Below are 26421 nucleotides of genomic sequence, written 5' to 3'. Positions count from 1 at the left end.
GAAAAGATTAGAAATACTAATAAATATGAAAAGTTCATGAAGGTCATAAGACCTAACTTTCATGAAGATTTCTACATATTCATTATATATTGAGAGTCTATAGTTATAATAGGGTAATGATATGTGTATTTAAAAGTAAGAAGTTACTATTAGTATATAACAGAGGTGAATAAAATGGCAGTATCTGCAGATTTATATAGAACCTTTCTAGGGGTAGGCTTATATTTATCTTTTTCCCGTGCCGCAAAAGAATTAGGCGTGTCCCAATCCGCCATCAGTCAAAGTATTAAACAATTAGAAGGAGAACTTAATATGCCTCTCTTCGTGCGTACTACAAAATCTGTAGGGTTCACGCCAGAAGGTAAAGAATTGTTTGATACGGTAGCTAAAGCTTTCTCCATTCTTGATAATGGTGTTACCCAATTACAAGAACGGGTTAGTCAAGCTTATGAAAGTTTAAATTTGGCTGCCACAGATACTTTGTGTCGCCATTTCCTATTGCCTTATTTCCACAAATGGCAATTACAAGAAAGTGAAATTGGCTTACATATCATTAATCGTCCGTCTCCTGATTGTGTAGAATTAGTACTCAATAAAGAGGCGCAATTAGCTGTGGTTAATGATTATGAGGGCTTGAGAGATAATCCTCAGCTAGAGGTAACTACGCTAGCTACCATTCAAGACGTCTTTGTTGGGGGCCCTGACTATAAAGGGGCAGGATTCTTTGATCAAGGGCGCCTTCTTAACGAGCCTATTTTACTCTTGCATAAAGGCTCTGCTAGTCGTACATTCTTTGACGATGTAACACATGGTGCTTGTCGTAAGCCTCGCTTTGAATTGGGTAGCGTCGATGTATTACTAGATCTTGTAGAAATCAATATGGGTATTTCCATGTTGCCTAATCATGTGGTACAACAAAAAATGCAAGAAGGGACTATTGTGCGCATCGATACAGATATTCCGGTACCAACACGCGACATTGTGCTTGTGCGTTCTCGCTTGGTTCCTCAATCTGAAGGGGCTGCAAGATTTACGTCCTTGCTAGTTAATCGTGAAAGTACTCGAGATAAAGTTTTATAAGAAAAAGACATGTTTAAAGACATACTTTAGGAAAATTTCTTAAAGTGTGTCTTTTTATATATTAGTGTGAGTTTTACCGTGCTATATTATATTCCTATAAAGCAGTTGAGTTATATAATTCATATATGAAATATTTAAGTCTTATTTGCAATGATATTTATGGGGTATATTATAAGACTTTTACTAGATATAGGTTGACCCTAAGGGGTTGTTTACGTTAAAATTTAAAGATAGTTATGCGGAGGTATGAGCACATGGAATTATTAAAAGAACGCATTCGTGAAGAGGGGATTGTCCTCAATAATCGAGTGCTGAAAGTAGATGGGTTCTTAAACCATCAAATCGATCCACAATTGTTTAAGGCGATTGGTAAAGAAATCGCGGATCGTTACCGTGATGCAGGTGTACAACGTATTGTTACCATCGAAGCATCTGGTATTGCGTTGGCGTTGATGGCCGCGCTTGAACTAGACGTACCATTGGTATTTGCGCGTAAGAAAAAATCCATCCTTATGGTAGATGATGTATATCATAGTGTTGTGTACTCTTATACAAAAGAAGAGAATTATGATATCACTATTTCTAAAAAATTCTTGCCAGCTGGTGAAAAAGTGTTGATTATCGACGATTTCTTGGCGTCTGGTGAGGCGGCTATGGGCCTTGCTAAGTTGGTTCAAGACGCAGGTGATGAAGTAGTTGGCATGGCGATTGCTATCGAAAAGTCCTTCCAACCTGGTCGTGAACGCTTGGAAAATGCGGGCTACCGTGTAGAGTCTTTAGTTCGCATTAAAGAATTCAAAGATAATGGTTGTGTGTTTATCGAAGACTAATTTGTCTGATTATTGTTAGAGGAGATTATGAATAAAAAAGCAGAAAAATTCGACTTACTTGTTGCTGACCTTAACAAAGGCGGTAACACTTGGTTTACAAAGGAAGAAATGACAGACGATCTTAACACAGTTGTATATCATGGTCGTTTGGATGTTCATGAGCATAGCTTGCCTGTGTTCATCGTTGTAGACGATTCTGCGTTCACCTATGTACGCATCGCTATCACAACAACATCTATTGATAAAAAAGTGATTCCTGCGGTATTGAAAGAACTTAACACGTTAAATCAAGATTACAAGATATCTAAATATTACGTGAGCAATGAAGACAATAACATTTATATGGATGTGTCTATACCATGTTTGAATGAACAATTTGATCCTACTGTAGTAGTGAATCTTATGCTTGAAGTTATTCAACCGCATTTAGATGCTGTACATAAAGATATTCTTAAAGTAACTGGCTTAGCTTAATAGAGGTTGTTATGAATCCTAAATCCTTATTATTTGATAAGTTTTTGAAAGAAGAAGAAATCATATCTTTTGAACGGAAGGATTTTGATGATGAAGACGGTACAGTAGTATATCGTTCTTATATCAAGTCTCCTTTATGGGATATGCCTTTATTCGTCATTCTCGATAACACTATTTATAGTGTAGTTCGTTTAGTGTTAGGACCTGAAAAGGTAACAGCACAAAATATGAATGCCTTAAATGCATTAATTAATCGTGACAATGCGACATATAAAAATTATAAACTATATATTGATGAACAAGATTCTAGCCTGTACTTGGATTGCGTATATATGTGTGGTGATGATGCGTTCGAGCCTGCATTGATGTATGCGTTGATGTCTTCTATCGTAGATTATATTCCAGAATCTGTAGGTGAATTAAAAACTGCCTTTGAAAGTGGTACTCACTAATCAATAATAGATACAAGTTGAGTGGTCTAATGTTCGGAATTATGAAAAGAGGATAACCTGTTTATAAACGGGTTATCCTCTTTTTGTATGGATAAGAAAAAACATATAAATATTTTGATCGATAGAATAAGTTTGTGTTGTTATAAGATTGAAAAGGCAGTATTTTATTTTTCAGATTTATTTAAAATTAATTTATATGATGCAATCTATATTTTTGTAATAGTTCGGAATATAACGAATAATAAAAATATTTAATAAAAAAATATTCGAAAATAGTATTGATTTTGTAAATGTTAGGTGTTACAATTTGAGTACAAGAAGGAGGTAGCACCGTGAACTATGCAAATCAACAAACTCAAAGCAAGTCTACGGAGGCTATTTGCGCGTATTTGTCCCAGTCTGTTTTGGCTGGGCTTTTTTATTAGGAGGATCTATGAAGGTCGGTATTATCATGGGCAGCAAGTCTGACCTGGACACAATGAAAAAAGCATCTGCCGTACTTGATGAATTTAACATTCCCTATGAAATGGTTATTGCCTCAGCTCATCGTACCCCAGAGGCTGTAAAGAATTTTGTTACACGACTTGAAGGTGAAGGAGCTATTGCTTTTATTGCTGGTGCAGGCGCAGCGGCTCACCTACCTGGTGTAGTGGCGAGCTTTACTACACTACCAGTTATCGGCATCCCACTTAATGCAACCGCATTAAAAGGTATTGATTCTCTACTTGCTATTGTACAAATGCCATCTGGCATGCCTGTAGCAACCATGGCTGTAGATGGTGCTAAAAATGCGGCTCTCTTTGCAGTACAAATTGGAGCAGCTTTCAATAAAGACCTGAAAGAACAATATCAACAATATCGTAAAGATATGGCTGAAAAAGTCTTGGCAGACAATGCAGAATTACAAGGTGCTATTCAAATTTAATCATGTAAATCATCGGTGATTAAATGTTGGTTAAGAAAAACAGTTTATTTAGATATCTATTATATAGTTTGTATCATTAATTATGATAAAGGAGAAAGATCATGGCTAACATCGATTTGGAAAAATTAACATTATTGTATGAAGGAAAAGCAAAACAAGTATATGCAACAGATAACAAAGATGAGTACATCGTTCATTACAAAGATGATGCCACTGCATTTAATGGTGAAAAACATGACACCATTCTTGGTAAAGGCGTGTTGAACAATAAAATTTCCTCTTTCTTCTTTGAATTGTTGAAAAAAGAAGGCGTACCAACTCATTTTGTTCGTCGTGAAGATGATCGCAACCAAACAGTACTTACATTGAAAATAGTTCCTCTTGAAGTTATCGTTCGTAATATTGCGGCTGGCTCTATGGCTAAACGCTTTGGCATTGAAGAAGGTACACCACTTAAACATCCAATTCTTGAATTCTGCTATAAAAACGATGAACTAGGCGATCCGTTTGCCAACGAATCCCAAATCACTGCACTTGGTTGGGCCACTCAAGAGCAACTTGACGTAATTTCTACAATTACTTTAAAGGTAAACGATATTTTGAAAAAATTCTTGGCTACTAAAAATGTAACCCTTGTAGATTTTAAATTAGAATTTGGTACCCATAATGGTGAAATTTTATTGGGTGATGAAATTTCTCCTGATACATGCCGTTTCTGGGATGCTACAACTGGTGAAAAACTCGATAAAGATCGTTTCCGTCGGGATCTTGGTAATATTGAAGAAGCATATAAGGAAATGTTATTCCGCCTTACAGGTGAGCGTGCCTAATAGGGGGGAAGATGAACTACGATTCTGTTTTTGATAAATGGCACGAAGAGTGTGGTGTGTTCGGCATCTATGATAGGACCGTTGATGTAGCACGCTATGTATATTGGGGGCTATTTGCTCTCCAACATCGTGGTCAAGAAAGTGCGGGTATTGCTGTTACCGATGGTCATGATGTAGAACTGAAAAAAGGCATGGGCTTGTTGACTGAGGCTATCAAAGAATTACCAGCATTGCCAAGCTATATGGGGACTGGACATGTGCGGTACTCTACGACAGGGTCTAATAATCCGCGTAATATTCAACCTTTGGTTATTCACTACCAAGGCGGTCAAATTGCGGTGGCTCACAATGGCAATTTAACGAATGCCTTATCTATTCGAAAACGCCTAGAAGCCGATGGTTCCATCTTTCAAACGACGATGGATTCTGAGGTTATCGTAAACTTGATAGCTCGTTCTAAAGCAGAAACACAAGCGGAACGCATTGCCGATGCGGCGCGTCAAATTGAAGGGGCGTTCTCTTTAGTCATTACTACGAACGACTCTTTAGTAGGTGTACGAGACCCTCAAGGATTTAGACCACTTTGTTTAGGTAAAACTGAAAATGGTTATGTGCTCTCTAGTGAAAGTTGTGCTTTTGATGCGATTAAGGCAGAGTTTATTCGTCATATAGATCCTGGTGAAATGGTTATCATCGATGACTCTGGTGTGCGTAGTACTATGTATGCGGAACCAGAAAAAATCGACAAAAAACTTTGCGTCTTTGAATACATCTATTTTGCACGTGGCGATAGTCATATCGATGGTCAATCCGTATATCAATCTCGGCTAAATATGGGCCGCGAACTATATAACGAAACTAAGTATGATGCAGACATCGTAATGTCCATTCCGGATTCCGGTACAACAGCTGCATTAGGTTATGCTCGTGCATCGGGTATCCCTTTTGCGGAAGGTTTAGTTAAGAACCGTTATAGCGGCCGTACCTTTATTAAACCAAATCAAGAGGAACGAGAATTAGCTGTTCGTATGAAGCTAAATGCATTGCCACATATTGTTGGAGGTAAGCGTATCGTCCTTATTGATGATTCTATTGTGCGCGGTACTACGAGTGGTATCATTGTAAAAATGCTAAAAGAAGCTGGTGCTAAAGAGATTTATATGTGTATTAGTTCTCCAACTATTGAGTATTCCTGTCACTATGGCATTGATACATCAGTGCGTAAAGAACTTATAGCAGCTACTCATACAGTGGATGAAATTAGAGATTTTATCAAGGCTGATAAATTACATTACTTGTCTCGTGAAGGCCTATGTCGTGCTGTATCTGATGTAAAGCCAGATGATTTATGTTTTGCATGTTTCAATGGTGATTATAGTGTAGCGGTTCCTGCGGACCAAGAGGAAGGGGTCAAATATGTGCTCGAATAAAACTAGTTTAACCTATCGCGATGCAGGTGTTGATATCGATGCAGGTAATCGCGCCGTAGAATTGATGAAAGAATCTGTTAAACGGACGTATACACCAGGTGTTGTTGGTGATTTAGGTGGTTTTGGAGGACTCTATTCTTTAGCTGGTCATGCTATGTCTGATCCTATGCTCGTATCTGGTACAGATGGGGTGGGCACCAAATTACGTCTCGCTATCATGATGGATAAACATGATACTATCGGTCAAGACTGTGTAGCTATGAGTGTTAATGATATCCTCGTACAAGGTGCTACACCTTTATTTTTCCTCGATTATATTGCGGTTGGCAAACTAGAGCCTGTAAAAGTGGCAGATATCGTACGCGGTGTAGCTGAGGCGTGCGAAGAATCAGGCTGCGCCTTACTAGGCGGTGAAACTGCTGAGATGGCAGGTTTCTACGATGATGAGGATTATGATGTAGCTGGTTTTGCCGTTGGTATCGTAGATCGTCCTAAATTGATTACTGGTGAAAGTATCAAGGCAGGAGATGTTATCCTTGGGTTACCATCTTCTGGGGTTCATTCTAATGGTTTCTCGTTAGTTCGTAAAATTGTATTTGATCATAAGGGTTTCTCCATTGATCAAGATATTCCTGAATTTGGCAAAACACTGGGAGAAGAATTATTAACGCCAACGCACTTATATCCTAAAGCTGTATTACCGTTGATTAAAGAAGATTTAATTAGAGGTATGGTTCATATTACGGGCGGCGGTTTCTATGAAAATATTCCTCGCGTCTTACCTACGGGAGTAACGGCAGAGATCGATTGTGATACATGGCCTCGCCTTCCAGTTTTTGAAAAGCTACAAGAATGGGGCAATGTAGATTGGCATGAAATGTACCGTACTTTTAACATGGGCATTGGCATGATCCTCATAGTGGACGCTGCGGATGTGGATCGAGTAAAGGCAAATCTTGAAAGTCGTAATGAAGCGGTTTATGAAATTGGTCATATCGTTAAAGGCGAAGGTCCAGTTGTTGTAAAAGGGGCGGTATTTAATGACTAGTTCCGTAGTTAAAAAACGTCTAGCTCTATTCGCAAGCGGTAGAGGCTCCAATGGGGAAGCCCTCTATAAAGCCATGCAAGAAGGATATATTAATGGTGAGTTTGTAGTTATCATTACAGATCACGGTGATGCAGGGATTGTTAAACGTTCTAAACCTTGGAATATCCCACTCATTGTCATCGAGCGTAGCGACTATGATTCTAAAGCTAGCTTTGAACAGGCTCAGTTAGATGCGTTAGAGCCCTATAAGGTAGATGGTATCGTTTTGGCCGGATATATGCGCATTGTAGGGGCTCCATTGATTGAGCACTATGAGCATAGAATTTTAAATATCCATCCTGCCTTGTTGCCATCCTTTCCGGGACTACATGGACATCAACAAGCTATTGATGCGGGCGTAAAGGTAACCGGTTGTACGGTACACTTTGTTGATGCCGGAATGGATACAGGACCTATCATTATGCAGAATACGGTTCCTTTATTACCGGAGGATACAGAGGATACTCTGAGTGATAGATTATTGCCTATTGAACATAAAACATATAAAGAGGTATTACGACTATTTTGTGAGGATAAGCTCACTATAAAAGGTCGTGTTGTATATATTGAAGATTGATGTGTAAGCAAAGGAAGACGTTAGATGATTAAAAATGCATTACTTAGTGTTTCTGATAAAACAGGTATTGTAGACTTTGCGAAAGGTTTAGTTGATTTAGGGGTAACCATTTATTCCACAGGTGGGACCCTTAAAGCCATAACCGAAGCAGGTATTCCGGCAAAATCGGTAGAGTCTTTGACTGATTTTCCTGAAATGATGGATGGCCGCGTAAAGACATTACATCCTAAGGTGCATGGTGGTATTTTGGCGATCCGTGATAATGCGGAGCATCAACAAGCTATGGCAGAACATGGTATTGAACCAATCGACCTTGTTGTAGTCAATCTTTACCCGTTCCGCGAAACCATTGCAAAACCTAATGTATCCTTAGAAGAGGCCATCGAAAATATCGATATTGGTGGTCCTACGATGGTTCGTTCTGCAGCAAAGAATCATGCCTTTGTGGGTATCGTAGTAAATCCAAATCATTACGATGAAATCTTAGAGATGCTCAAGGATCAAGGTGAATTGACTAAGGAATATCGCTTTGGACTTGCCAAAGAAGCCTTTGCTCATACGGCGGCTTACGATGTGGCCATCGCTAATTATATGAGTGGAATCTTGAATGAAGGCCCTACACCTCCAGAATATTTGAGTGCTTATGAGAAGGTAACAGATCTTAGATATGGGGAAAATCCGCATCAACAAGCCGCATTCTATAAAGAAATTGGTACAGCTCATGGCATGGGGGCCTTGAAACAATTACATGGCAAAGAGCTTTCCTATAATAATATTGTAGACATGGAAGCGGCATGGAATATGGTATGGGAGTTTACTGAGCCAGCTGCATGCATCATTAAGCATACGAACCCATGTGGTGCCGCTACTGCAGCTACATTACATGATGCCTATGTAAATGCTTACGAAGCTGATTCCGTATCCGCCTTTGGTGGCATCGTAGCCTTAAACCGTGAAGTAGATGCAAGTACAGCGGAGGAAATGAGCAAAATTTTCTTAGAAGTTATTATGGCACCTGCTTTCACAAAAGAAGCATTAGAAATCCTTGAAGCTAAGAAGAATATTCGCCTCATTGAACTATCTAAGCCGGAATCTGGCCAAGTGACAGTGAAAAAGGTGTCTGGTGGTTTATTAGTGCAAACAGAAGACGATATCCTAGAAGACCGCGCCAATTATAAAGTTGTTACGAAGGTACAACCAACAGAGGAACAATGGAAAGCTCTTGAATTTGCATGGAAACTCGTAAAACATGTAAAATCCAATGCGATTTTGATTTCTAATGAAAAGCGTACTCTTGGAGTTGGGGCCGGTCAAATGAATCGCGTAGGTTCTGCAAAAATTGCTCTTGAACAAGCCGGGGAAGCCGCTAAAGGCGCTGTATTAGCATCCGATGCATTCTTCCCATTTGGCGATACCGTAGAAACAGCGGCAAAGCATGGCATTGCAGCTATTATTCAACCAGGTGGCTCTATTCGCGACGAAGAGTCCATCAAAGCGGCTGATGAAGCGGGCATCGCTATGGTATTTACAAATATTCGTCACTTTAAACATTAACTAGTTAAGAATTTTTAGCGGATTGTTAAACACTATTAGGGCAAAATATCTATTGAACGGTCACAACAATTATTGATGTTTGGAGTGCCCTGTTATGTGTTTATATTATTATGGATTTGATGGCGTTTAGGCGCCGATGGAGGACTTATGAAAGTATGTGTAATCGGTAGCGGCGGCCGTGAACATGCATTGGCGTGGCGATTGTCCATCAGCCCTAGCGTAACAAAGGTATATGCTATTCCTGGCAGCGCGGCTATGTTAGATTGTGCAGAGCTAGTTGGCATCGATTGGCAACAAAGCGATCATTTAATTAGCTTTTTGAAAGATAATCAAGTTGATTTAGTTGTTGTTGGGCCTGAGGCTCCTTTAGTAGCAGGCTTAGCAGATGTACTTAATAAGGCGGGAATTCCAGTTTTTGGCCCATCTAAAGCAGCCGCTCAACTAGAGGGATCAAAGGTATTTGCTAAAGACCTCATGAAAAAATACAACATTCCCACTGCTGCGTATGGTGTATTCCACAAGGTAGATGAAGCAAAAGCTTTTATTGCTCAAACAGGAGCTCCTATTGTTGTTAAAGCTGACGGCTTGGCGGCAGGGAAGGGCGTTGTAGTAGCCATGACCATCGATGAAGCGAATGTAGCCGTAGAAGATATGCTCAGCGGTAATCGATTCGGTGACGCAGGCAGCACCGTTGTTATTGAAGAGTTTATGGAAGGTGAAGAGGCTAGTTTATTAGCCTTTGTAGATGGAAAGACCGTAGTTCCTATGATTGCCTCTCAAGATCATAAACGTATCTTTGATGGTGATAAAGGACCTAATACAGGTGGCATGGGGACCTATGCACCGGCCCCCGTTCTTACAGATGCATTGCGGGACGAAGCGATGAAAACCATCTTAGAACCTATGGTAGCGGCTATGGAAAAAGAAGGCATGCCGTATGTAGGCTGCCTTTACGCGGGGCTTATGATTACTGACGAAGGTCCTAAGGTGGTAGAATTCAATGCGCGCTTTGGTGATCCTGAAACACAAGTTGTATTGCCGCTACTCGATAGTGATTTAGGTGAGATTATGATGGCCTGTGCTAAGGGCACATTAACCTCTAATATGGTGAAATGGAAAGATTCCTCAGCGGCTTGCGTTATCCTTGCTTCTAAGGGCTATCCTGAAACTTCATCTAAGGGCGATGTCATCAGTGGGGATATTAAACAATATGACACAACCATTGTATTCCACTCTGGTACAAAGCTTGTTGGTGAAAATTATGTCACTAATGGCGGTCGTGTGCTTGGTGTTGTCGGACTTGGCAAAGACCTTAGAACGGCACTTGATAGAGCCTATGAACGTATAGAGCATATCGACTTTGAAGGCATGCAATATCGTACAGATATTGGGGCTAAGGCTTTTAAATAAAGTAACAACATTTTGAATATAATGAAAACCTCTACATTTATGCACGACGCATGCGGTGTAGAGGTTTTATTTTCTACCTTTTAACTGTTACCTATGATATAATAAATTAGATATAAAGAGGGCCCATCGACGTGTGATGGCGTTAGGCTCATCTCAAAAATTTGGAAACTTATTGATGACGCCTGACGTGTAGAAGTAAATCTTCTACACGTTAGGTGTTTTTACTATAGTCTATTTTATTTCTTAATAGTGATATACAACTATGATATATAATAAAGAACCGTTAGAACTGAATAGTCCGGTAGCCTTTTGGCTGAATTTTCCCAACGAAGAACGCGTATTCTGGGTGGATCGTCAAAGCGACCGCATCGTTGTAGGTGCTAAACGTTTGGCGACGGTCAAAGATGATGAAGATCGCCATAATTACGCTTACGTGTTTTATGGAGATACTTTTTTTGAAAACTCTAAGGACAATAAATGGGCTGGCATGGGTCATGAAATGATTGCTTTCACCCATTATTACATCGTAGAAAATGGGGAGTCTTTTTACTTGCACGCTGGTGAAAGCGTCCCTATTACGGATTTCGAGGTGCCTCGAGTTCGCCATAACTACAAGGAAACCAGTGATGATAAGGCGGCTTGGGATAGTTTGATGAACGCTATCGCTGATGGTATTAGTAGTGGAGAAATGACGAAGGTCGTTTCTTCTCGAGAGGTACAGTTTACTAGTGAAACACCATACAATGTGGCAAGTATTTTGGCAAATTTAGTAGATAATAATCCAAATTGCTTTATCTTTGGTTACGAAAAGGATGGACGCACCTTTGTGGGTGCATCGCCAGAGATTCTAGTTCGCCATCGAGGTAGTGAAATTCTCAGCTATGCCTTGGCGGGGACAGCACCTAAACATGGACCAAATGCGTGGACTAAGGAACAACTGTTAACAGATAAGAAAAATCTCTTTGAACATAATATCGTCCGTGACCGTATTGTGGATATCATGAAATCTATTACTCCGGAGGTTATAATAGGTGAAACGGGTATCATGGAGCTGGCGCATCTCTATCATTTGCGCACCATTATTACTGCAAAGGATAGCACAAAATCCCTCGTGGAATGGGCAAAGTTGCTCCATCCTACACCGGCTCTCGGTGGTGAACCGCGAGAAAAGGCGTTGGCATTGCTACAAAAGTACGAAGCTCATGAGCGCGGCATGTATGCAGCACCTTTTGGCTTTATGAAAGATATGGGGGACGGTATTGTCATCGTTGCTATTCGATCTGCCCTCATTATGGATAATGTTCTTTATGCCTATGCAGGATGTGGCGTCGTAGCCGATTCTGATGCGGATGAAGAGTACGCAGAAACTAATAATAAAATGCGCACCATTTTGGATGCATTATGATAAATTTCCAAACCCTTAGGAGTTGTTGAAAGGGAATATAATGAACGAATATATTGCTGCCTTGGTAGATGAGTTTTACCAACTCGGCGTCCGGCATGCTGTGTTTAGCCCTGGTTCTCGTTCTACGACGATGGCTATGCTTTTCACGGAGTATGAAGGCTTTGAAACATATATGAATATAGATGAGCGCTCTGCTAGCTTTATGGCACTTGGCATTGCAAAGGCTCATAAAGAACCAACTGTGTTAGTTTGTACATCTGGTTCCGCAGTGGCTCATTATTTGCCCGCTATTTTAGAGGCTCAATATAGTGGGGTACCTCTTATTGTATTGTCTGCCGATAGACCTTATACCTTGCTACATACAGGGGCTCCACAAACAGTAGATCAACAAAAAATCTTTGGTACAGCTGTAAACTATTATGAAGAATTAGCGGTGCCTCAAAAGGAACATTATTATACATATCCACGACAAGTAGCGCGCAAGGCATATATGAAAGCTATGGATACTAAAAAAGGACCCGTGCATATCAATATACCTCTCTTTGAGCCGTTGGTACCTGAACTGGACCGTAAGCACTTTGAAGCGGGACGTAGCCCTTACAAAGTATTTAAACCTAATTACGGTGATGTGTTTAGCTATCAGAATAGAAGTCTATTGCTTACACAGTATAAGAGAGTCCTTATTTTAGCTGGCCCACAAATTGATGTAGATGAAGTTGAGTCTATTCATTCCTTTGCGGAGAATTTACAAGCTCCTATCTTGGCGGATCCATTGTCCAATGTAAGACGTTGTCATAAGACTGGTACTATTGTTGCCAATCATGAAGTTGCTAGCAATCGTAACAATGATACAGATATGATTCAGAAAAAACATTTCTCTAATGTTGTCATTTCTACGTATGATGCATTTTTAGCGGATAAAGACCTATGGCCTGTACTAAAGCCAGATTGCGTGATTCAGTTTGGCCAAATCGTTGTATCGAAACGGGTACAGCAAATGGTGGCAAGTTGGGATAATGTGGAGTATATTGAGGTAAATCCCACGATGGACTCGATGAATCCAACGGGGAAAACCACCATGCATATGCAAGCAAGCATAGATATGTTTACGCATTTGTTCGCTGTAAAGAACGAATTTAATGCATATCTTAATAGATGGCAACGTTTAGAAGTAGCTGGTAAAGCTCAACTAAGTACAGCTATAGAAGAACCAAGTTGCTTTGAAGGACGCACAATACGTGAGTTGCAACAGCATATTCCTGACAATAGCCAAGTACTTGTGGCGAATAGCATGACCGTTCGCGACTTTGATTACTTTTGGTTTTCTGGGGAGTCCGATGCCGTTCTTTACGGTAATCGTGGTGTTAATGGTATCGATGGTACAGTTTCCACTGCGCTTGGACTTGCAACGAATCATCAGCCTACATATCTCGTAACGGGTGATTTGTCTTTATTCCATGATCTAAACGGTTTAGCGGTCGCTAAAACGCACAATCTCAATTTGACGATTATTTTGCATAATAACGATGGAGGCGGTATTTTTGAATATTTACCGCAAAAGGGAACGAAATATTTTGATTATTTGTTCTCTATGTCACAAGGTTTAGATTATAGTGGGGCTGCTAAACTCTATGGCTGTGGGTACACTAAAATCTCTAGTCCTGATGAATTGGTCTCTGTATTAGCTAAAGTTAGTAAGGAATCTGGCGTTCATATTATTGAAATACCAACAGACCGGGAATATAGTCGTCAGTTACATAGGAAATATACAAAAGTTTCAGTTGATATGGAGGCATTACTATGAGTCAGTATTTTTGCAGTATTGTAGATAATGCTTTGTGTAATCCAGCTCAGCGTATGTATTTTGACTTGGGCGACTACCGCTATGGTTTGACTGTGGTAGGTGAAGGGGAATCTATTGTATGTTTCCACGGCTTCTCTGAATCAAGCTATACTTGGGATGCTATTAATTTGCCGGGGTATCGCGTGGTCCGTATCGACTTGATAGGTCATGGTGATTCAGATATTCCTGATGAGGATAAGGCCTACACCATTCCTCAAATGATAGAGGATTTGCATACAGTTATCTATCATATGGTTGGTGAAAGCTATTACCTTATGGGCTATTCCATGGGTGCACGTATTGCACTTTCCTATGCTTTACAATATGAATGTGAAATCAAAGGTCTCATTCTTGAAAGTGGTTCGGTAGGCATCGCTTCTGAAGCTGACCGAGAAGCGCGCCGCAAGGCGGATGAAGACTTAGCAGCTCATATCGAAGAGCATGATGGTGCTTGGTTTGCTGCACGATGGGCGGAAGTACCTATTTTTGAGAGTCAAAAACAGCTTTCAGAGGGGGTAGAAGAATTAATCTATCTACGTCGTTCCAATAATAGCCCATATGCATTAGCTTGTACGTTGCGTGGGTCAGGGCAGGGCGTAATGCCTTATGTAGGGGATAAATTAAAAAAATTCTCTGTTAAAGGTTTATATGTGAGTGGCGCATTAGATACAAAATATACTACAATAGGAAGAGACGTATTTGGCAAGTTGCCAAGTTTTAATCATGTCATCGTCGACGGGGCGGGGCATAATGTACATATAGAAAAACCGCAGATTTTTGAACAAGCGGTATTGGATTTTTTACAGAAGAAAGGTTAAGTCCATGAGCAAATTTGATTGGAAAGTATTGGATCGTAATTATGAAGATGTAATTTACGAAACATATAATGGCATTGCAAAGATTACTATTAACCGTCCAGAAGTGCGCAACGCATTCCGTCCTAAAACGGTAATGGAGTTAATTGATGCTTTCACAGTAGCTCGTGAAGATAACGAAGTAGGCGTAATCGTATTGACTGGTGCTAACCACGGTAAGGGCGAAGATAAAGAGGCATTCTGCTCCGGCGGTGACCAAAGCGTACGTGGTCACGGTGGTTATGTAGGTGAAGACAATGTGCCTCGCTTGAACGTTCTCGATTTACAACGCTTAATTCGCGTCATCCCTAAACCTGTTATTGCAATGGTTAATGGTTATGCTATCGGTGGCGGTCATGTATTGCACATCGTATGTGACCTTACAATCGCTTCTGAAAATGCTAAATTCGGTCAAACTGGTCCTCGTGTAGGCTCCTTCGACGCTGGTTATGGCGCAGGTTACTTGGCTCGTATGATCGGTCACAAACGCGCTCGCGAAGTATGGTTCTTGTGCCGTCAATACACAGCAGCTCAAGCGTATGAAATGGGCATGGTTAATACTGTGGTACCATTTGACAAATTGGAAGAAGAAACAGTTCAATGGTGTAGCGAAATCCTTGAATTATCTCCAATGGCTTTGCGCATGTTGAAAGGCGCTTTCAATGCCGACACAGATGGCCTTGCAGGTTTACAACAATTCGCAGGGGACGCTACATTGATGTACTATACAATTGATGAAGCGAAAGAAGGTCGTGACGCGTTCAAAGAAAAACGGAAACCTAACTTCAAACAATTCCCTAAATTCCCTTAATCGGGAGTCGATACAGTCCTATATGACGGACTATATTAACGGTTAAAACGACAAGTGCGCCTCTATAGGAGGCGCCTTTCTTGTAATATCTCTTTATTTATCATATTTCAATTATTATTTTTTAGTTATTACTTATTATTTACTATTTACTATTTACTATTTACTATTTATTGGTAATTGGTAATTAGTGATTACGTATTAGTGATTAGGTTTAGATACGAGGTGAGATGATGGAGTGGTTACGTTATGGTGCACAGCACTATCCTAATCGTAAATGTATAAATGAATATACCTATAACGATATATACCGTGGTGTACTCCATGTGGCTCGTAATTTACTGCCTTTAGACGCATCTCGAGTGGCTATCTTATCCGATAACTCTGTGACCATGGCAATGTATGTGTTGGCTGCTATGCTAGTTCATAAAGAGGTACTTCTACTTAATGTACATCTTAAGCCAAAGGAAATAGAAAACCAATTGGATCAATTAGGTGTTACCACCGTATTACATAGTAAAGAACGACGTAATCAATTATCTCATTTTGTTGATTCGAAGGCCTCTAATTCAATTGTTACAATTGAGTTTGAAACTCTAGAAAGAATTCTATCGGATTTAGTGGTCGAGGACTCCTTTAATTGGAACTTTGCGGACACAGACATAGCTGCTATCATGAATACGAGCGCTACTACGGGGCAATTTAAGTCTGTACCGCTTCGATGGGGGCAGATTAAAGCTCATGTACAAGCATCTCAAGAGGTACTAGGGAAAACGGATCAGGATAATTGGCTAATGGTACTGCCTCTGTTTCATGCGAGTGGTTTATCTATTTTGATGAGGTCTCTTTATAACGGGACGGCTATCACTATTTTGCCTAAATATGATGAAGCTCAAGTTCTCAAACTTATAGAATCTGAGCAAATCAATATGATGTCCTTAGTGCCCACTATTTTGACTCAATTAGAGCCACATATTACGCACCATGCATTACGTGTTATATTGCTCGGTGGAGAATTCATTCCCATGGCGCTCATCGAAGCTTGTGAAAAGAAATCTTTGCCTATCTATAAGACCTACGGCATGACGGAAACCTTTAGTCAAAGCGTGACCTTCTCGATATTGGAGTATCCTCATAAACGAGAATCTGTAGGTAAGCCATTGCCTGGCATGCAGGTTCGTATCGATAATCCTGATACAGATGGGGTAGGCGAAATTCATTTGACGGGCCCTATGGTTATGACTGGTTACATCAACAAGGAACCAATTGATGGAGACTTTAATACAGATGATATTGGTTACATCGATGAGGACGGTTTCGTTTATATTTTGAATCGTCGTAAGGATCTCATCATTTCTGGGGGTGAAAATATATACCCTAAGGAACTAGAGGATTTGGTCTATACGTTGCCATCGGTAAAGGAATGCGCCGTTGTGCCTGTACCTGATACTAAATGGGGACAAGTGCCAGCCCTCTTTGTGGCCTTTCATGATGGTAAAAATTTGCCACCAGAGGATATTCTAGCCTTTATGACAGACTTTTTAGCAAAATATAAGATTCCGAAATATGTAAAAGTATTAACCGCATTACCTCGAAATGGAACTGGCAAAATATTGCGTAATGAATTGAAATTATAAAACTGAGGCGCCTATGAATGATATTTTAAACTTTAAAAGTATAACTACATATCGCCTTAAATTGCCACTGAAGTTCAATTTTAAGACTGCCAAGGGTGAGGTGAAAGAAAGAGAGACTATCGTCGTTCGCATTGAAGACCAACAAGGGTATGTAGGATATGGGGAATGCGTAGCTTTCACAGATCCATTCTATACATTTGAGACCGTAGAAACCTGTTGGAAAACCTTAGTAGATGATTATATCTTTAATTTGCGCTTGATGCGGCCTAAACCACTGATGACCTATGTACGACAATTACAATTTTGGCTCAATCGAGACAATATGCCTATGGCTATTGCGGCTCTAGAAAATGCACTCATTCATCTTCATTGCGAACGGATAGGTGTAAATTCTGTTTCCTACATTATGGATCAACCTTTACAAGAGACAATTGAAAGTGGTGTCGTTGTTGGTGATGTGCCAATAGACCAATTACTTGATGTTGTAGCGCATCATGTAATAAATGGTTGTAAGCGGATTAAATTAAAGGTAAATCCTATAGATGGTTATGAACGCGTAGCTTTAGTTCGCAAACATTATCCGGATTTGGTCTTAGCGGCTGATGCAAATCGAAGCTATTCATATCAAGAAATAGATAAGGTCCGTCAGTATGATGATTTAGGTCTAGCTTGTATTGAAGAGCCCTTTGCGATGGCAAACCTTCAATCTTATAAAGATTGGAAGTGGGAGGGTCTTAATCATGGTGATTGGAAAATCTATACGCCAATTTGTTTGGATGAGTCCATTTTAGGATATGATGATTTGTCCTATGCTATCGAATATGGTTTGATTGATGTGCTTAATATAAAAGTAGGGCGCATGGGGGGACTTATTCCAACAAAAGCGGCTATTAATCTATGTAGAGAACGTCATATTCCCTATTGGATTGGTAGCATGGTAGAGTCAGGGGTTTCTAAAATGCTTCATGTCCAGCTTGCCGCATTAGGAGATTCCTATATGGCAGGGGATTTGTCCGATTCAAATCGATATTTTGAACAAGATCTTATTTTCCCAGATTTAACCTTTAAAGAGGGTGTTATGCAGGTTCCTGATGGTGATGGACTAGGTGTAACAGTTTTTGATGACCGATTAGAAGCCTATTGTATGGAGAAACGAACACTATGAATCTAATTGAATCCTTACAAATCGATGTACCTCGTATGACGAGCGACACTACATGTATTGCAAAAATGAATTTAAATGAATTTCATAAACAACCGCAAGGCTATTTAAATGGTGGTGCTACCTTAGCTTTTGCAGAAATTATTGCAGGCATGATGAGCAATGAGCTGGTAGGTTCTCATAAATTTGGCGTAGGTCAGTCTGTAACTGCTAATCACTTGCGTCCTGTGAAATGCGAAGGAACATTAACAGCCTTAGGAACACTACTAGTGAAAGGCAAAACATCCCACGTATGGCGCTTTGATATGATAGATGATGCACAACGCCTTATTTCACAAGTGACTATAACCTTGGCTATTGTAGATTTTGATAGATAAAATCCCATTTTTAAAGGATTTAGTTATATTTGCTAATTAAGTTATGTATAATTTCGTCTTACATGAGAACTTACGATTGTTAAGATTATAGGATAATAAAAGGACAGTATATACTTTTCAGTAGATACTGTCCTTTGTTGGATTTACAATGTAAATGGCTCGTCTAGAAAAACGACATAGCTCTTTTTTACGTTTTTTAAGATCTGCAATTTAAAATGTTAGGAAAGACAAAGATATTTATTTTCTAGTGATAGTATATAGGTCTTCAATATCAGGAATATCGTAAATTACCCATGTTCCATCTCCTAAATGACGCATCAAAACTTTTATATCTTTTGTCATATTCTTTTTATTATTTTGTATCGTTACAGTCACAGTAGCCGTATCACCATTATCTTCTGACTTTAGGTTTTTAACCTCTACATCATGTTCCTTAAATAGGCGACCTTCTACAAGACGATCTACCATAGACTTATTATCATCATTTGCTGTAGTGGTATTATTGGTAGGTGATTCAGATTTAAAGCTGTCAGGATCTTCGATATATGTTCGTATTACGTCTTCGATAAGAGCTGGTCCAAATGTTTTGGTAGCTGCTATTGTAGCTTTGCCAAGTGGGGTAGATGTATCGACATATTTATTGCCTTCTCGTTCTACAATATTTTTTACAATGGATTTTATATCTACGTGGCGTAATGCTTCGTCTGCATCTTTATCTTGTACTGCTTGGCGAATGATTTTTAATGTGTAGGCTGGTGTATGTGGTACATACCATAAGAAGTACCATGCGGCGGCCATTGCTCCTACAATAGCTATGATAAGAGCGATAATAACACCTTTTGAATTGAACTTATTCATAGCGAATCCTTTCATATTTCTATAGAGGCATTTTCATACTGAATATATACATATTGTAGCATATTGAGTAAAGAATAGGATGATTTCTAGTAAAGGGTATACCTAGTGAAGCTTATAGAGAAAATTGTACTATTGCGAAAACTGACGAATTATGACGATAAAGGGTGGATTCCTGTAATATAATATAGATATACTTTTATAAAAGCTATAAAATAACGATTATCAAATATAATCAATTATTTTCATAGATTTGTAATAATATTTTTTAAAAAAATAGTTGCATTGCTCTAAAATCCATGATATTATGTACAAGTAGTCAACGCGAGTTGATACGCGGCCCCGTGGTGTAGCGGTTAACATGTCGCCCTGTCACGGCGAAGATCGTCAGTTCAAATCTGATCGGGGTCGCCATTTTTTTTTACAAAAAATCATGCCTCGGTAGCTCAGTTGGTAGAGCAACGGACTGAAAATCCGTGTGTCGACAGTTCGATTCTGTCCTGAGGCACCATTTGTATTCCATGCGGTTGTGGTGGAATGGCAGACACGCCATCTTGAGGGGGTGGTGAGCTAACGCTCGTGCGGGTTCAAGTCCCGCCAACCGCACCAGCGCAAAAGACCTACAGTTTTCTGTAGGTCTTTTTTTCGTTATTTTGATATTAAAATACATTTAATGAGTTTATCTTCTCCTTTTAAATCTGAGAAGTGTTGGCAGGTTTTCACAATCCGTGTACAATCATAGTAATTAGTAATATACATTTATATATATAGTTTTCAATATGAGAGAAGATTATGGTTTTTAATTATGGTGAGACGTTACGTATCCGAAGGGATCTATATACGATTTTAGGCAAGATACGCTATATTGATACTCATGGAAAAATTGGGTATGAGTATAAGTTAGTTAGGCATAAGAATAATGCAGAGTTTTGGCTCAGTTGGGATAAGAAGCGAGATGCGTACCAGTTTTCCAAGTTGTGTGGAAAAGCACTACCAGCCGATATGAAACTCATAGATAGTGGTTATGAGATGGTAACGGGCACTTGGGGTGAGGTAGACGTAGGTACTACTGATACTGCTAAATATAAAGAGTATGAAAATGCTGATGGTACTGCTACGTTTTCTGTTCAAGAGTGGGCTTTTGAAACGGAATATTCAAAAGGCTTTTACATTAATAAAGAATACGTATCTGTCGAAAAGGATTCAGAGGTAACCGAGTCTATTCTAGATAAAATGGATACGATTAAGAAGCTAAAGTTCATAGGACCAATCGGTTGGATTTTGGGGAACTTACTACTTTATATGCCAATCTTTGATATAAAAATATTGAATGATGTACGGGATGTACTTACCTGGCCTTATATAGTAGCTGGGAGTATAGTCCTTGGTATCATTGTGGTTTGTGCTTTCATTATTTCCAGAACTATGCGTTGATGAAAACACATCGGTTATATAGGAGTCCCTTTCGTGGGGTAAATAAAAGGTCGTAACATGTATTAATACATATTACGACCTTTTTACTATAGGATTTATTTGTTAGGGGTTAGCTATTAGCTTCAGCTGGTTGAAGTTGTTCAAGTTCAGCTTCTTTAGCATCTAATTCTTTGGCGCCAAAATGAGCCAATACACAGAATGTAATACAAAGAACACATGCTACTAATAAAAGATAGAAACCTGCATTCCAACCAAATTTATCTGCTAAAACACCAAATAGTGTTGTACCTAAGTTTGCACCAACAATGTAACTCATGAATCCACGAAGACCAACAGCAGAACCTACTGCAAATGGTGGTACAATATCCATAGTTTGTACTGAAGCTAAGAATTGAGGAATGTAGATTAAACAACCTACAATAGCAGCGAAGAAAGTAACCCATAAGAGAGACTCGCTTTGCCAATAACCAAATATACAGAAGAAGATAATACTTATAGCAATGATTGCAGGTGGCATGCGATAACCTTTAAAGAATTTATCGGAAATGTAACCTGCAAAAATAGTTGAAGGGATAGCCGCCCATTCAAAGAATAAAAAGGCAACAGACATTTCTGCTTTGGAGAAACCCTTTACTTGTAATAAATAAATTGGAAGCCAAGTAAGCATACCAAAGCGAATCATGTAAACAAAGGTGTCAACTAATGATACATACCAAGCGTTTTTATTTTTCAATACGTATTTTACAAAGATTTCTCTTGTGCTCATATGCGGTGCTTCAGAACTTCTGTGCGCCTTATGCGCTGTGTCGGCGATGATTTCACTTGTTGGTGGTAAGCCTTCACGTTCAGGGCTTTCTTTGATTAAGAAAGAAATGGCAATTGCTATGATAACTGCAATAAGCGCTGGTACACCATAACTCCCTAATTGCCAGTGATCTGTAGTAGTGAAATATAATGCGGCGGCTACGATTGGTGCTACGATACCACCACCGAGATTGTGTGAAATATTCCAGATAGCTCCATAACGGCCACGTTCCTGTTTTGGGTACCATTTAGCTAAGGTGATAAAGGATGGTCCTACACCAAATCCTTGGAAAAAGCCATTTAGTACTACTAAAACTAAGAAGAAGGCGAGACTATCGGCAAAGCTCATAAAGATATTGATAATTGCACAGCAAATGAGACCGAAAGCCATAAACTTGGCAGGACTTGCTTTGTCTGCAAGACTACTCATAAAGCCTTTACTTAAACCATAAGCGATAAGCATACCACTAGATAGCAAACCAATTTCTGTTTTGCTCATATGGAGGATATCTGATAAAAAGTGTGTTGATAAGGCAAAGTTATTACGAACAATATAGTACGCAGCATAACCTATAAAAATACCAATTAATGATTGCAATCTATATTTATAATATAGATTCATAATCATGCTTTGTGGAACTGATGATTTTGCCTCTTTAGGTTGTAGAAATGAAAACATAGTTATTACCTTTCTTTCTTAATAACTAAATCCTATTGCATTGTTAATACTACCATTTCTATAGAATTCATGTAAATGATTTATGAGATAAAAATATTAATTTGTAACTTTAAATTGCTTATTATTAGCTGAAAATGTGTATAGAAAATATTTGAATTATAGACAAGTACTTCTTAATATATTAGATTAAATATATTGGGAGGTTATTATCTATGAAATATTTACGCTGTGAACTTAATCAAGTAGAAAAAGAATATGTAAAACAATTTGGTGAAGACTCTTTAAATCGTGTCATCCTTCATGATCCTGATACAAAGGATAAACAAGATGTGCAAGATACTATTGATATTCTAAAAGAAGCAATTGCGAAAAATAAACCTCTAGAACAGGTTCCAGAGGATATGTGGAAGCTTATTGAGTTTTAATGTATATGAATTCCATACAATAAAAAGGCACATTGTTTTATGCGCAGACCATCTATAAATGAATTGTTTAAGATGGTAGTTCAAAACAATGTGCCTTTATGTTATAGCTTGTAGAGTTCAGGTTTGCGATCTCTAAAAATATTGATTTTATTGCGAATATCCTCTACTACGGTGAGGTCGATATCTACAGATGAGATGCTTTCCACGGTGTCCATTTCGAGGAGGTTTGTACCCCATGGATCGTATACAGCGGAGTGACCAGTGCTTTGAACTCGACCTACTGTACCACAGCCGTTGACAGCACATAAGAAGAGTTGGTTTTCAATGGCGCGCACTTCGTTTAATACTTGCCAGTGGCGTAAACGCATAGTAGGCCATTGAGCAGGTACAAATAATAACTCTGTATTTGATAATGCAGCCATTCTTACGAGCTCAGGAAAGCGAATATCGTAACAGATAACCGTACTACAAGGAATACCATCCAATTCGAAATGAGTGGTATGCGTACCGCTAGCGAAGTATTGGTCCTCTTTAGCAGGACTAAATCCGTGAATTTTGGAATATTCTCCTACGAGCTTGCCTTCACGGTTGTAAGCATAGGATGTATTAAATACTAAATCCTCTTTTGCTACGGCTACAGAACCGCCCACAATGTTTACATTGTGTTCTTTTGCGAATGTACTTAATAAAGCTTTTGTTCTTTCTCCATTTCTGTCAGAAATATTGATTAAATCCTTAGATGGATGAAATCCTGTATTCCATGTTTCGGGCAAGACGATAATGTCAGGCTTTTTTGATAGGGCTTGTGAAAGTAATTCTTGGACGCGCGCATAATTGTATTCTACTTCGTTTACATGGACGTCCATTTGTATAAGGCTTAAGCGTTTTTTCATAGAGAATCCTTTATCTATTAGATGAGTATAATTCTAGTAATGTGTATTATAATTAGAATATTAAAGCATTATTGAGTGTATTACAATATAAGAGTCGATAAAGCTAGTTTAATTTTTTTACAATCTTTTGATAATAATAGTTTGCATACTATTTATGGAGATATAGGTTATTACTTTAGATAATGTTAGATCTTTTGGTGAAAATATGGAAATAATAGATGTTATAAATGCGCGAACTAGCATACGTCGGTATAAAAAATCTTCTTCGGTTGGAGAAGACATAATTCAAAATTTGGTAGCCCTCGGAATGCGAGCTCCATCGCCTAAAAATCGTCAGCCCTGGCAGGTTATTCATGTGACGGCAGTGGAGAAAGAACATTTTGTGAATTTAGGCTTTCAGGTATTAGAGCAATATAAAGAGCGAAAAGAACATTTTGGTAGCTTAGAAATTAGCCTTAAGGCTATGCAAACAGCTAGCGATATACTTTTTGTAGTTAATCCTTATGATCACTTGCCTGACTATACTCGCGTGTGGGAGAAAAGTGACTTACAAGCTATTGGCGCTTTCATAGAACATATTTTATTGGGGGCAAAAGCAATTGGGTTAGGTACATTGTGGATGAATGATGTGTATTTTATGCAAAGTGAAAGTAAAGCCTTTTTAAATATTCCTCACGATGTACAGGCAATCATTGCTATAGGTATTCCAGATGAGTCCATGTATCCTAGACCTCGAAAATCGATTGATGAAGTACTAATAAAGCGTTAATTTTTACTATTCTTCATGGAAATGTTATAATATTCTGTATATAATTGTGTTCTGATAGAGGAGGACCTATGAAACGGATTCCGTTGGTAACACTGTTAGTTTTGGTATTGGCAATGGTTGTGGCAGGTTGTGGATTGCTTTCACAAAAAACAGAACCTACTAGTTCAGTACCGCCTGCAAAAGAAGTTAAGATGGTACATCCAACGGGTATTCCTGTTCTTATGTATCATAAAGTCGGCGACGACAAAGATAATGATGCAGTTATTCGGGAGGATTTGTTTAGAGAACAAATGAAGTTCCTCAAGGATAATGGCTATAATCCATTGACGATGGATCAATTGTATGATTATGTTGTGAATGGTGCTGCGGTGCCTGAAAAACCTGTTGTTTTAACCTTTGATGACGGTTATGCAGATACATATTCTATCGTATATCCAATTATGAAAGAATATGGATTCCCGGCTACTGTATTTATCAATCCTGGCGATGTTGGGACGCGTCTAACTTGGGATCAAGTGCGTGAAATGCACAAAAATGGTATTACTATTTCAAACCATGGTTTCCAACACATAGAAATGGGCCAATTGTCGGAAGCAAAACAAATTGAAAATATAACAAAGGCCCAAGAGGCACTTGCTAAAGAAGTAGGCATTAAGGATAATCCTTGGTTCTGCTATCCATATGGAGATAAAAATGAATTCACCGACTCAGCATCTAAGAAAGCTGGTATTAAAATGGGGATGGCTATGAAATCTGGCTGGGCTCATACTGGTGATAATCCATATAATATTTTGCGTGTTTGGGTAGGTAATGCGGTGGATATCAAGCATTTTGAAGAACGCATTAGCACTGAACATTTCACTGATTTATAAGGAGAAATACATTGTTCAAAAAGAATTGGGTAAAGTTCATCATTATGGTGTTCTTATTTACCGTTGTCACATCACCCTTCGTGGTGCTCTTTGGACCATTTAATAATGTAAAGCGCGCTGTAATTGGTGCTATCTTACAATCTCGCCATCCTCATTACATTACATGGTTGTTTAATGAAGACGAGTTACAATCTATTTTGGGGACTGTAGGGGTCGTTAAAAGCCAAGATTTGTTCAAGTTTAATGCTCGTGAAGATAAGACTTTAAATCTTGAAAAAATCCAGTCTGCTCGTTATGTAGGCTATATTTTAGAAATTCCAGATCCTCGTCGTATCCAAGTAGGCACAGCGGCTAATATTCAAGAAAAAGGCGATACTACAAGTAATATTGCAAAAATGAATAATGCTGTAGCAGCGATTAATGGCGGTGGTTTCCACGACCCTAATGGTACTGGTACAGGCCGTTTGCCATATGGTTTCATCTTGCATGATGGTGAGTACGTTATCGGTAAGGATGTAGGCCCTGATGAAGACGTAGACTTTGTAGGTTTCTCTAAATCTGGTAATCTTATCGCTGGTAACTATGATAAAACTCAGCTTAGTGATATGAAGGCCATGGAAGGTATTACCTTTGGTCCACCTCTTATCGTTGATGGTAAGAAGATGATTACCGAAGGTGATGGTGGCTGGGGCGTAGGTCCTCGTACTGCTATCGGTCAAAAGAAAGATGGCACAGTGCTATTCCTTGTAATCGATGGTCGCCAACCAGGGTATTCTATTGGGGCTACCTTGCGTGACGTACAAGATATTCTATTTGAAAAAGGTTGCTACATTGCAGCAAATTTAGATGGCGGTTCTAGTTCAACTTTGTACCTAAATGGTAAAGTCGTAAATAAACCTGCCGATTTGTTAGGGGAACGCATGATCCCAACGGCGTTTATCGTGAAATAGGAGGA

26 protein-coding genes and 3 tRNA genes are annotated in these 26421 nt (G+C 39.0%); 26 read left to right on the top strand and 3 right to left on the bottom strand.

Translation table 11 applies throughout. The features are described from left to right. The first annotated feature begins 174 nt into the window (after window positions 1-174). From AAAT26_RS04415 to AAAT26_RS04330, 18 genes are all read left to right on the top strand, one after another. Window positions 175-1080 carry a LysR family transcriptional regulator gene (locus AAAT26_RS04415; RefSeq protein ID WP_004693739.1) on the top strand — a complete coding sequence of 302 codons (906 nt, stop codon included), beginning with the start codon at window positions 175-177 and terminating at the stop codon, window positions 1078-1080. 254 nt (window positions 1081-1334) lie between these two features. Then, window positions 1335-1910: a xanthine phosphoribosyltransferase gene (locus AAAT26_RS04410; protein WP_004693737.1), complete on the top strand. Its 576-nt coding sequence runs from the start codon at window positions 1335-1337 to the stop codon at window positions 1908-1910. Between the two features lie 27 nt (window positions 1911-1937). Next, window positions 1938-2384 (top strand): hypothetical protein, encoded by a 447-nt coding sequence (locus AAAT26_RS04405; RefSeq protein WP_287509532.1) that lies wholly within the window; start codon window positions 1938-1940, stop codon window positions 2382-2384. Between the two features lie 11 nt (window positions 2385-2395). Continuing rightward, complete coding sequence (locus tag AAAT26_RS04400; protein WP_287509530.1) at window positions 2396-2836, top strand: hypothetical protein; 441 nt, start codon at window positions 2396-2398, stop codon at window positions 2834-2836. 433 nt (window positions 2837-3269) lie between these two features. Further along, window positions 3270-3761, top strand: coding sequence for a 5-(carboxyamino)imidazole ribonucleotide mutase (gene purE / locus AAAT26_RS04395; protein ID WP_101928953.1), 492 nt, complete (start codon window positions 3270-3272; stop codon window positions 3759-3761). 101 nt (window positions 3762-3862) lie between these two features. Beyond that, entirely contained in the window at window positions 3863-4591 is a 729-nt protein-coding gene (purC, locus tag AAAT26_RS04390; protein WP_021147770.1) for a phosphoribosylaminoimidazolesuccinocarboxamide synthase, read from the top strand. An 11-nt stretch (window positions 4592-4602) separates the two neighbouring features. Next, window positions 4603-6021 (top strand): amidophosphoribosyltransferase, encoded by a 1419-nt coding sequence (purF, locus tag AAAT26_RS04385; protein WP_101928954.1) that lies wholly within the window; start codon window positions 4603-4605, stop codon window positions 6019-6021. Next, window positions 6008-7069 carry a phosphoribosylformylglycinamidine cyclo-ligase gene (gene purM, locus AAAT26_RS04380; protein WP_278452069.1) on the top strand — a complete coding sequence of 354 codons (1062 nt, stop codon included), beginning with the start codon at window positions 6008-6010 and terminating at the stop codon, window positions 7067-7069. The genes purF and purM overlap by 14 nt, the downstream gene beginning before the upstream one ends. Then, the gene (purN, locus tag AAAT26_RS04375; protein WP_278470626.1) at window positions 7062-7685 is read left to right on the top strand and encodes a phosphoribosylglycinamide formyltransferase; all 624 of its coding nucleotides are present in this window, start codon (window positions 7062-7064) and stop codon (window positions 7683-7685) included. The genes purM and purN overlap by 8 nt, the downstream gene beginning before the upstream one ends. A 24-nt stretch (window positions 7686-7709) precedes the next feature. Continuing rightward, complete coding sequence (purH, locus tag AAAT26_RS04370; protein ID WP_118091014.1) at window positions 7710-9239, top strand: bifunctional phosphoribosylaminoimidazolecarboxamide formyltransferase/IMP cyclohydrolase; 1530 nt, start codon at window positions 7710-7712, stop codon at window positions 9237-9239. 147 nt (window positions 9240-9386) lie between these two features. Then, window positions 9387-10649 carry a phosphoribosylamine--glycine ligase gene (gene purD, locus AAAT26_RS04365; protein ID WP_004697986.1) on the top strand — a complete coding sequence of 421 codons (1263 nt, stop codon included), beginning with the start codon at window positions 9387-9389 and terminating at the stop codon, window positions 10647-10649. 262 nt (window positions 10650-10911) lie between these two features. Beyond that, window positions 10912-12054, top strand: a complete 1143-nt coding sequence (locus AAAT26_RS04360; RefSeq protein ID WP_349208917.1) for an isochorismate synthase — start codon at window positions 10912-10914, stop codon at window positions 12052-12054. A 40-nt stretch (window positions 12055-12094) separates the two neighbouring features. After that, window positions 12095-13858 carry a 2-succinyl-5-enolpyruvyl-6-hydroxy-3-cyclohexene-1-carboxylic-acid synthase gene (gene menD / locus AAAT26_RS04355; protein WP_349208916.1) on the top strand — a complete coding sequence of 588 codons (1764 nt, stop codon included), beginning with the start codon at window positions 12095-12097 and terminating at the stop codon, window positions 13856-13858. Continuing rightward, on the top strand, window positions 13855-14715 hold the full coding sequence (gene menH, locus AAAT26_RS04350; RefSeq protein ID WP_278470635.1) for a 2-succinyl-6-hydroxy-2,4-cyclohexadiene-1-carboxylate synthase: 861 nt from the start codon (window positions 13855-13857) through the stop codon (window positions 14713-14715). The genes menD and menH overlap by 4 nt, the downstream gene beginning before the upstream one ends. 4 nt (window positions 14716-14719) lie before the next feature. After that, entirely contained in the window at window positions 14720-15562 is an 843-nt protein-coding gene (menB, locus tag AAAT26_RS04345; protein WP_004693709.1) for a 1,4-dihydroxy-2-naphthoyl-CoA synthase, read from the top strand. 227 nt (window positions 15563-15789) lie between these two features. Continuing rightward, on the top strand, window positions 15790-17196 hold the full coding sequence (menE, locus tag AAAT26_RS04340; protein ID WP_349208915.1) for an o-succinylbenzoate--CoA ligase: 1407 nt from the start codon (window positions 15790-15792) through the stop codon (window positions 17194-17196). 13 nt (window positions 17197-17209) lie between these two features. Further along, a complete protein-coding gene (gene menC, locus AAAT26_RS04335) occupies window positions 17210-18361 on the top strand; it encodes an o-succinylbenzoate synthase (RefSeq protein WP_278470641.1) in 1152 nt (383 codons plus the stop codon). Beyond that, window positions 18358-18735, top strand: a complete 378-nt coding sequence (locus AAAT26_RS04330; protein ID WP_278470644.1) for a PaaI family thioesterase — start codon at window positions 18358-18360, stop codon at window positions 18733-18735. Before menC ends, AAAT26_RS04330 begins: the two co-directional genes overlap by 4 nt. Before the next feature lie 237 nt (window positions 18736-18972). Here the strand turns inward: AAAT26_RS04330 and AAAT26_RS04325 are convergent, their stop codons facing one another. After that, window positions 18973-19593, bottom strand: coding sequence for a DUF2939 domain-containing protein (locus AAAT26_RS04325; protein ID WP_278470647.1), 621 nt, complete (start codon window positions 19591-19593; stop codon window positions 18973-18975). Between the two features lie 335 nt (window positions 19594-19928). Here AAAT26_RS04325 and AAAT26_RS04320 point away from each other — a divergent pair. The 4 genes from AAAT26_RS04320 (at window position 19929) to AAAT26_RS04305 (ending at window position 21024) form a co-directional block, all read left to right on the top strand. Further along, window positions 19929-20004, top strand: a tRNA-Asp gene (locus tag AAAT26_RS04320). Between the two features lie 21 nt (window positions 20005-20025). Further along, a tRNA-Phe gene (locus tag AAAT26_RS04315) sits at window positions 20026-20101 on the top strand. Between the two features lie 12 nt (window positions 20102-20113). Then, window positions 20114-20199: transfer RNA gene (locus tag AAAT26_RS04310), tRNA-Leu, on the top strand. Window positions 20200-20382: 183 nt separating this feature from the next. Next, window positions 20383-21024, top strand: coding sequence for a hypothetical protein (locus AAAT26_RS04305; protein ID WP_008602791.1), 642 nt, complete (start codon window positions 20383-20385; stop codon window positions 21022-21024). Window positions 21025-21133: 109 nt separating this feature from the next. Here AAAT26_RS04305 and pgtP read toward each other — a convergent pair whose 3' ends face one another. Next, window positions 21134-22507 (bottom strand): phosphoglycerate transporter PgtP, encoded by a 1374-nt coding sequence (gene pgtP / locus AAAT26_RS04300; protein WP_004693689.1) that lies wholly within the window; start codon window positions 22505-22507, stop codon window positions 21134-21136. A 212-nt stretch (window positions 22508-22719) separates the two neighbouring features. Between pgtP and AAAT26_RS04295 the strand changes: the two genes are divergently transcribed. Further along, window positions 22720-22932: a hypothetical protein gene (locus AAAT26_RS04295; RefSeq protein ID WP_278470804.1), complete on the top strand. Its 213-nt coding sequence runs from the start codon at window positions 22720-22722 to the stop codon at window positions 22930-22932. Between the two features lie 101 nt (window positions 22933-23033). Here the strand turns inward: AAAT26_RS04295 and AAAT26_RS04290 are convergent, their stop codons facing one another. Then, window positions 23034-23825 carry a carbon-nitrogen family hydrolase gene (locus AAAT26_RS04290; RefSeq protein ID WP_278470805.1) on the bottom strand — a complete coding sequence of 264 codons (792 nt, stop codon included), beginning with the start codon at window positions 23823-23825 and terminating at the stop codon, window positions 23034-23036. Window positions 23826-24030: 205 nt separating this feature from the next. Between AAAT26_RS04290 and AAAT26_RS04285 the strand changes: the two genes are divergently transcribed. The 3 genes from AAAT26_RS04285 (at window position 24031) to AAAT26_RS04275 (ending at window position 26416) form a co-directional block, all read left to right on the top strand. Further along, window positions 24031-24594 carry a nitroreductase family protein gene (locus AAAT26_RS04285; RefSeq protein WP_278470808.1) on the top strand — a complete coding sequence of 188 codons (564 nt, stop codon included), beginning with the start codon at window positions 24031-24033 and terminating at the stop codon, window positions 24592-24594. Between the two features lie 68 nt (window positions 24595-24662). Next, a complete protein-coding gene (locus AAAT26_RS04280; RefSeq protein ID WP_004693679.1) occupies window positions 24663-25466 on the top strand; it encodes a polysaccharide deacetylase family protein in 804 nt (267 codons plus the stop codon). 11 nt (window positions 25467-25477) lie between these two features. After that, complete coding sequence (locus AAAT26_RS04275; protein ID WP_004693677.1) at window positions 25478-26416, top strand: phosphodiester glycosidase family protein; 939 nt, start codon at window positions 25478-25480, stop codon at window positions 26414-26416. The last annotated feature ends 5 nt before the right edge of the window (window positions 26417-26421 follow it).

It is taken from the genome of Veillonella parvula (assembly GCF_040094895.1).
Taxonomy (GTDB): domain Bacteria; phylum Bacillota; class Negativicutes; order Veillonellales; family Veillonellaceae; genus Veillonella; species Veillonella parvula_L.
This window is presented reverse-complemented; position numbering and strand designations above follow the sequence as displayed.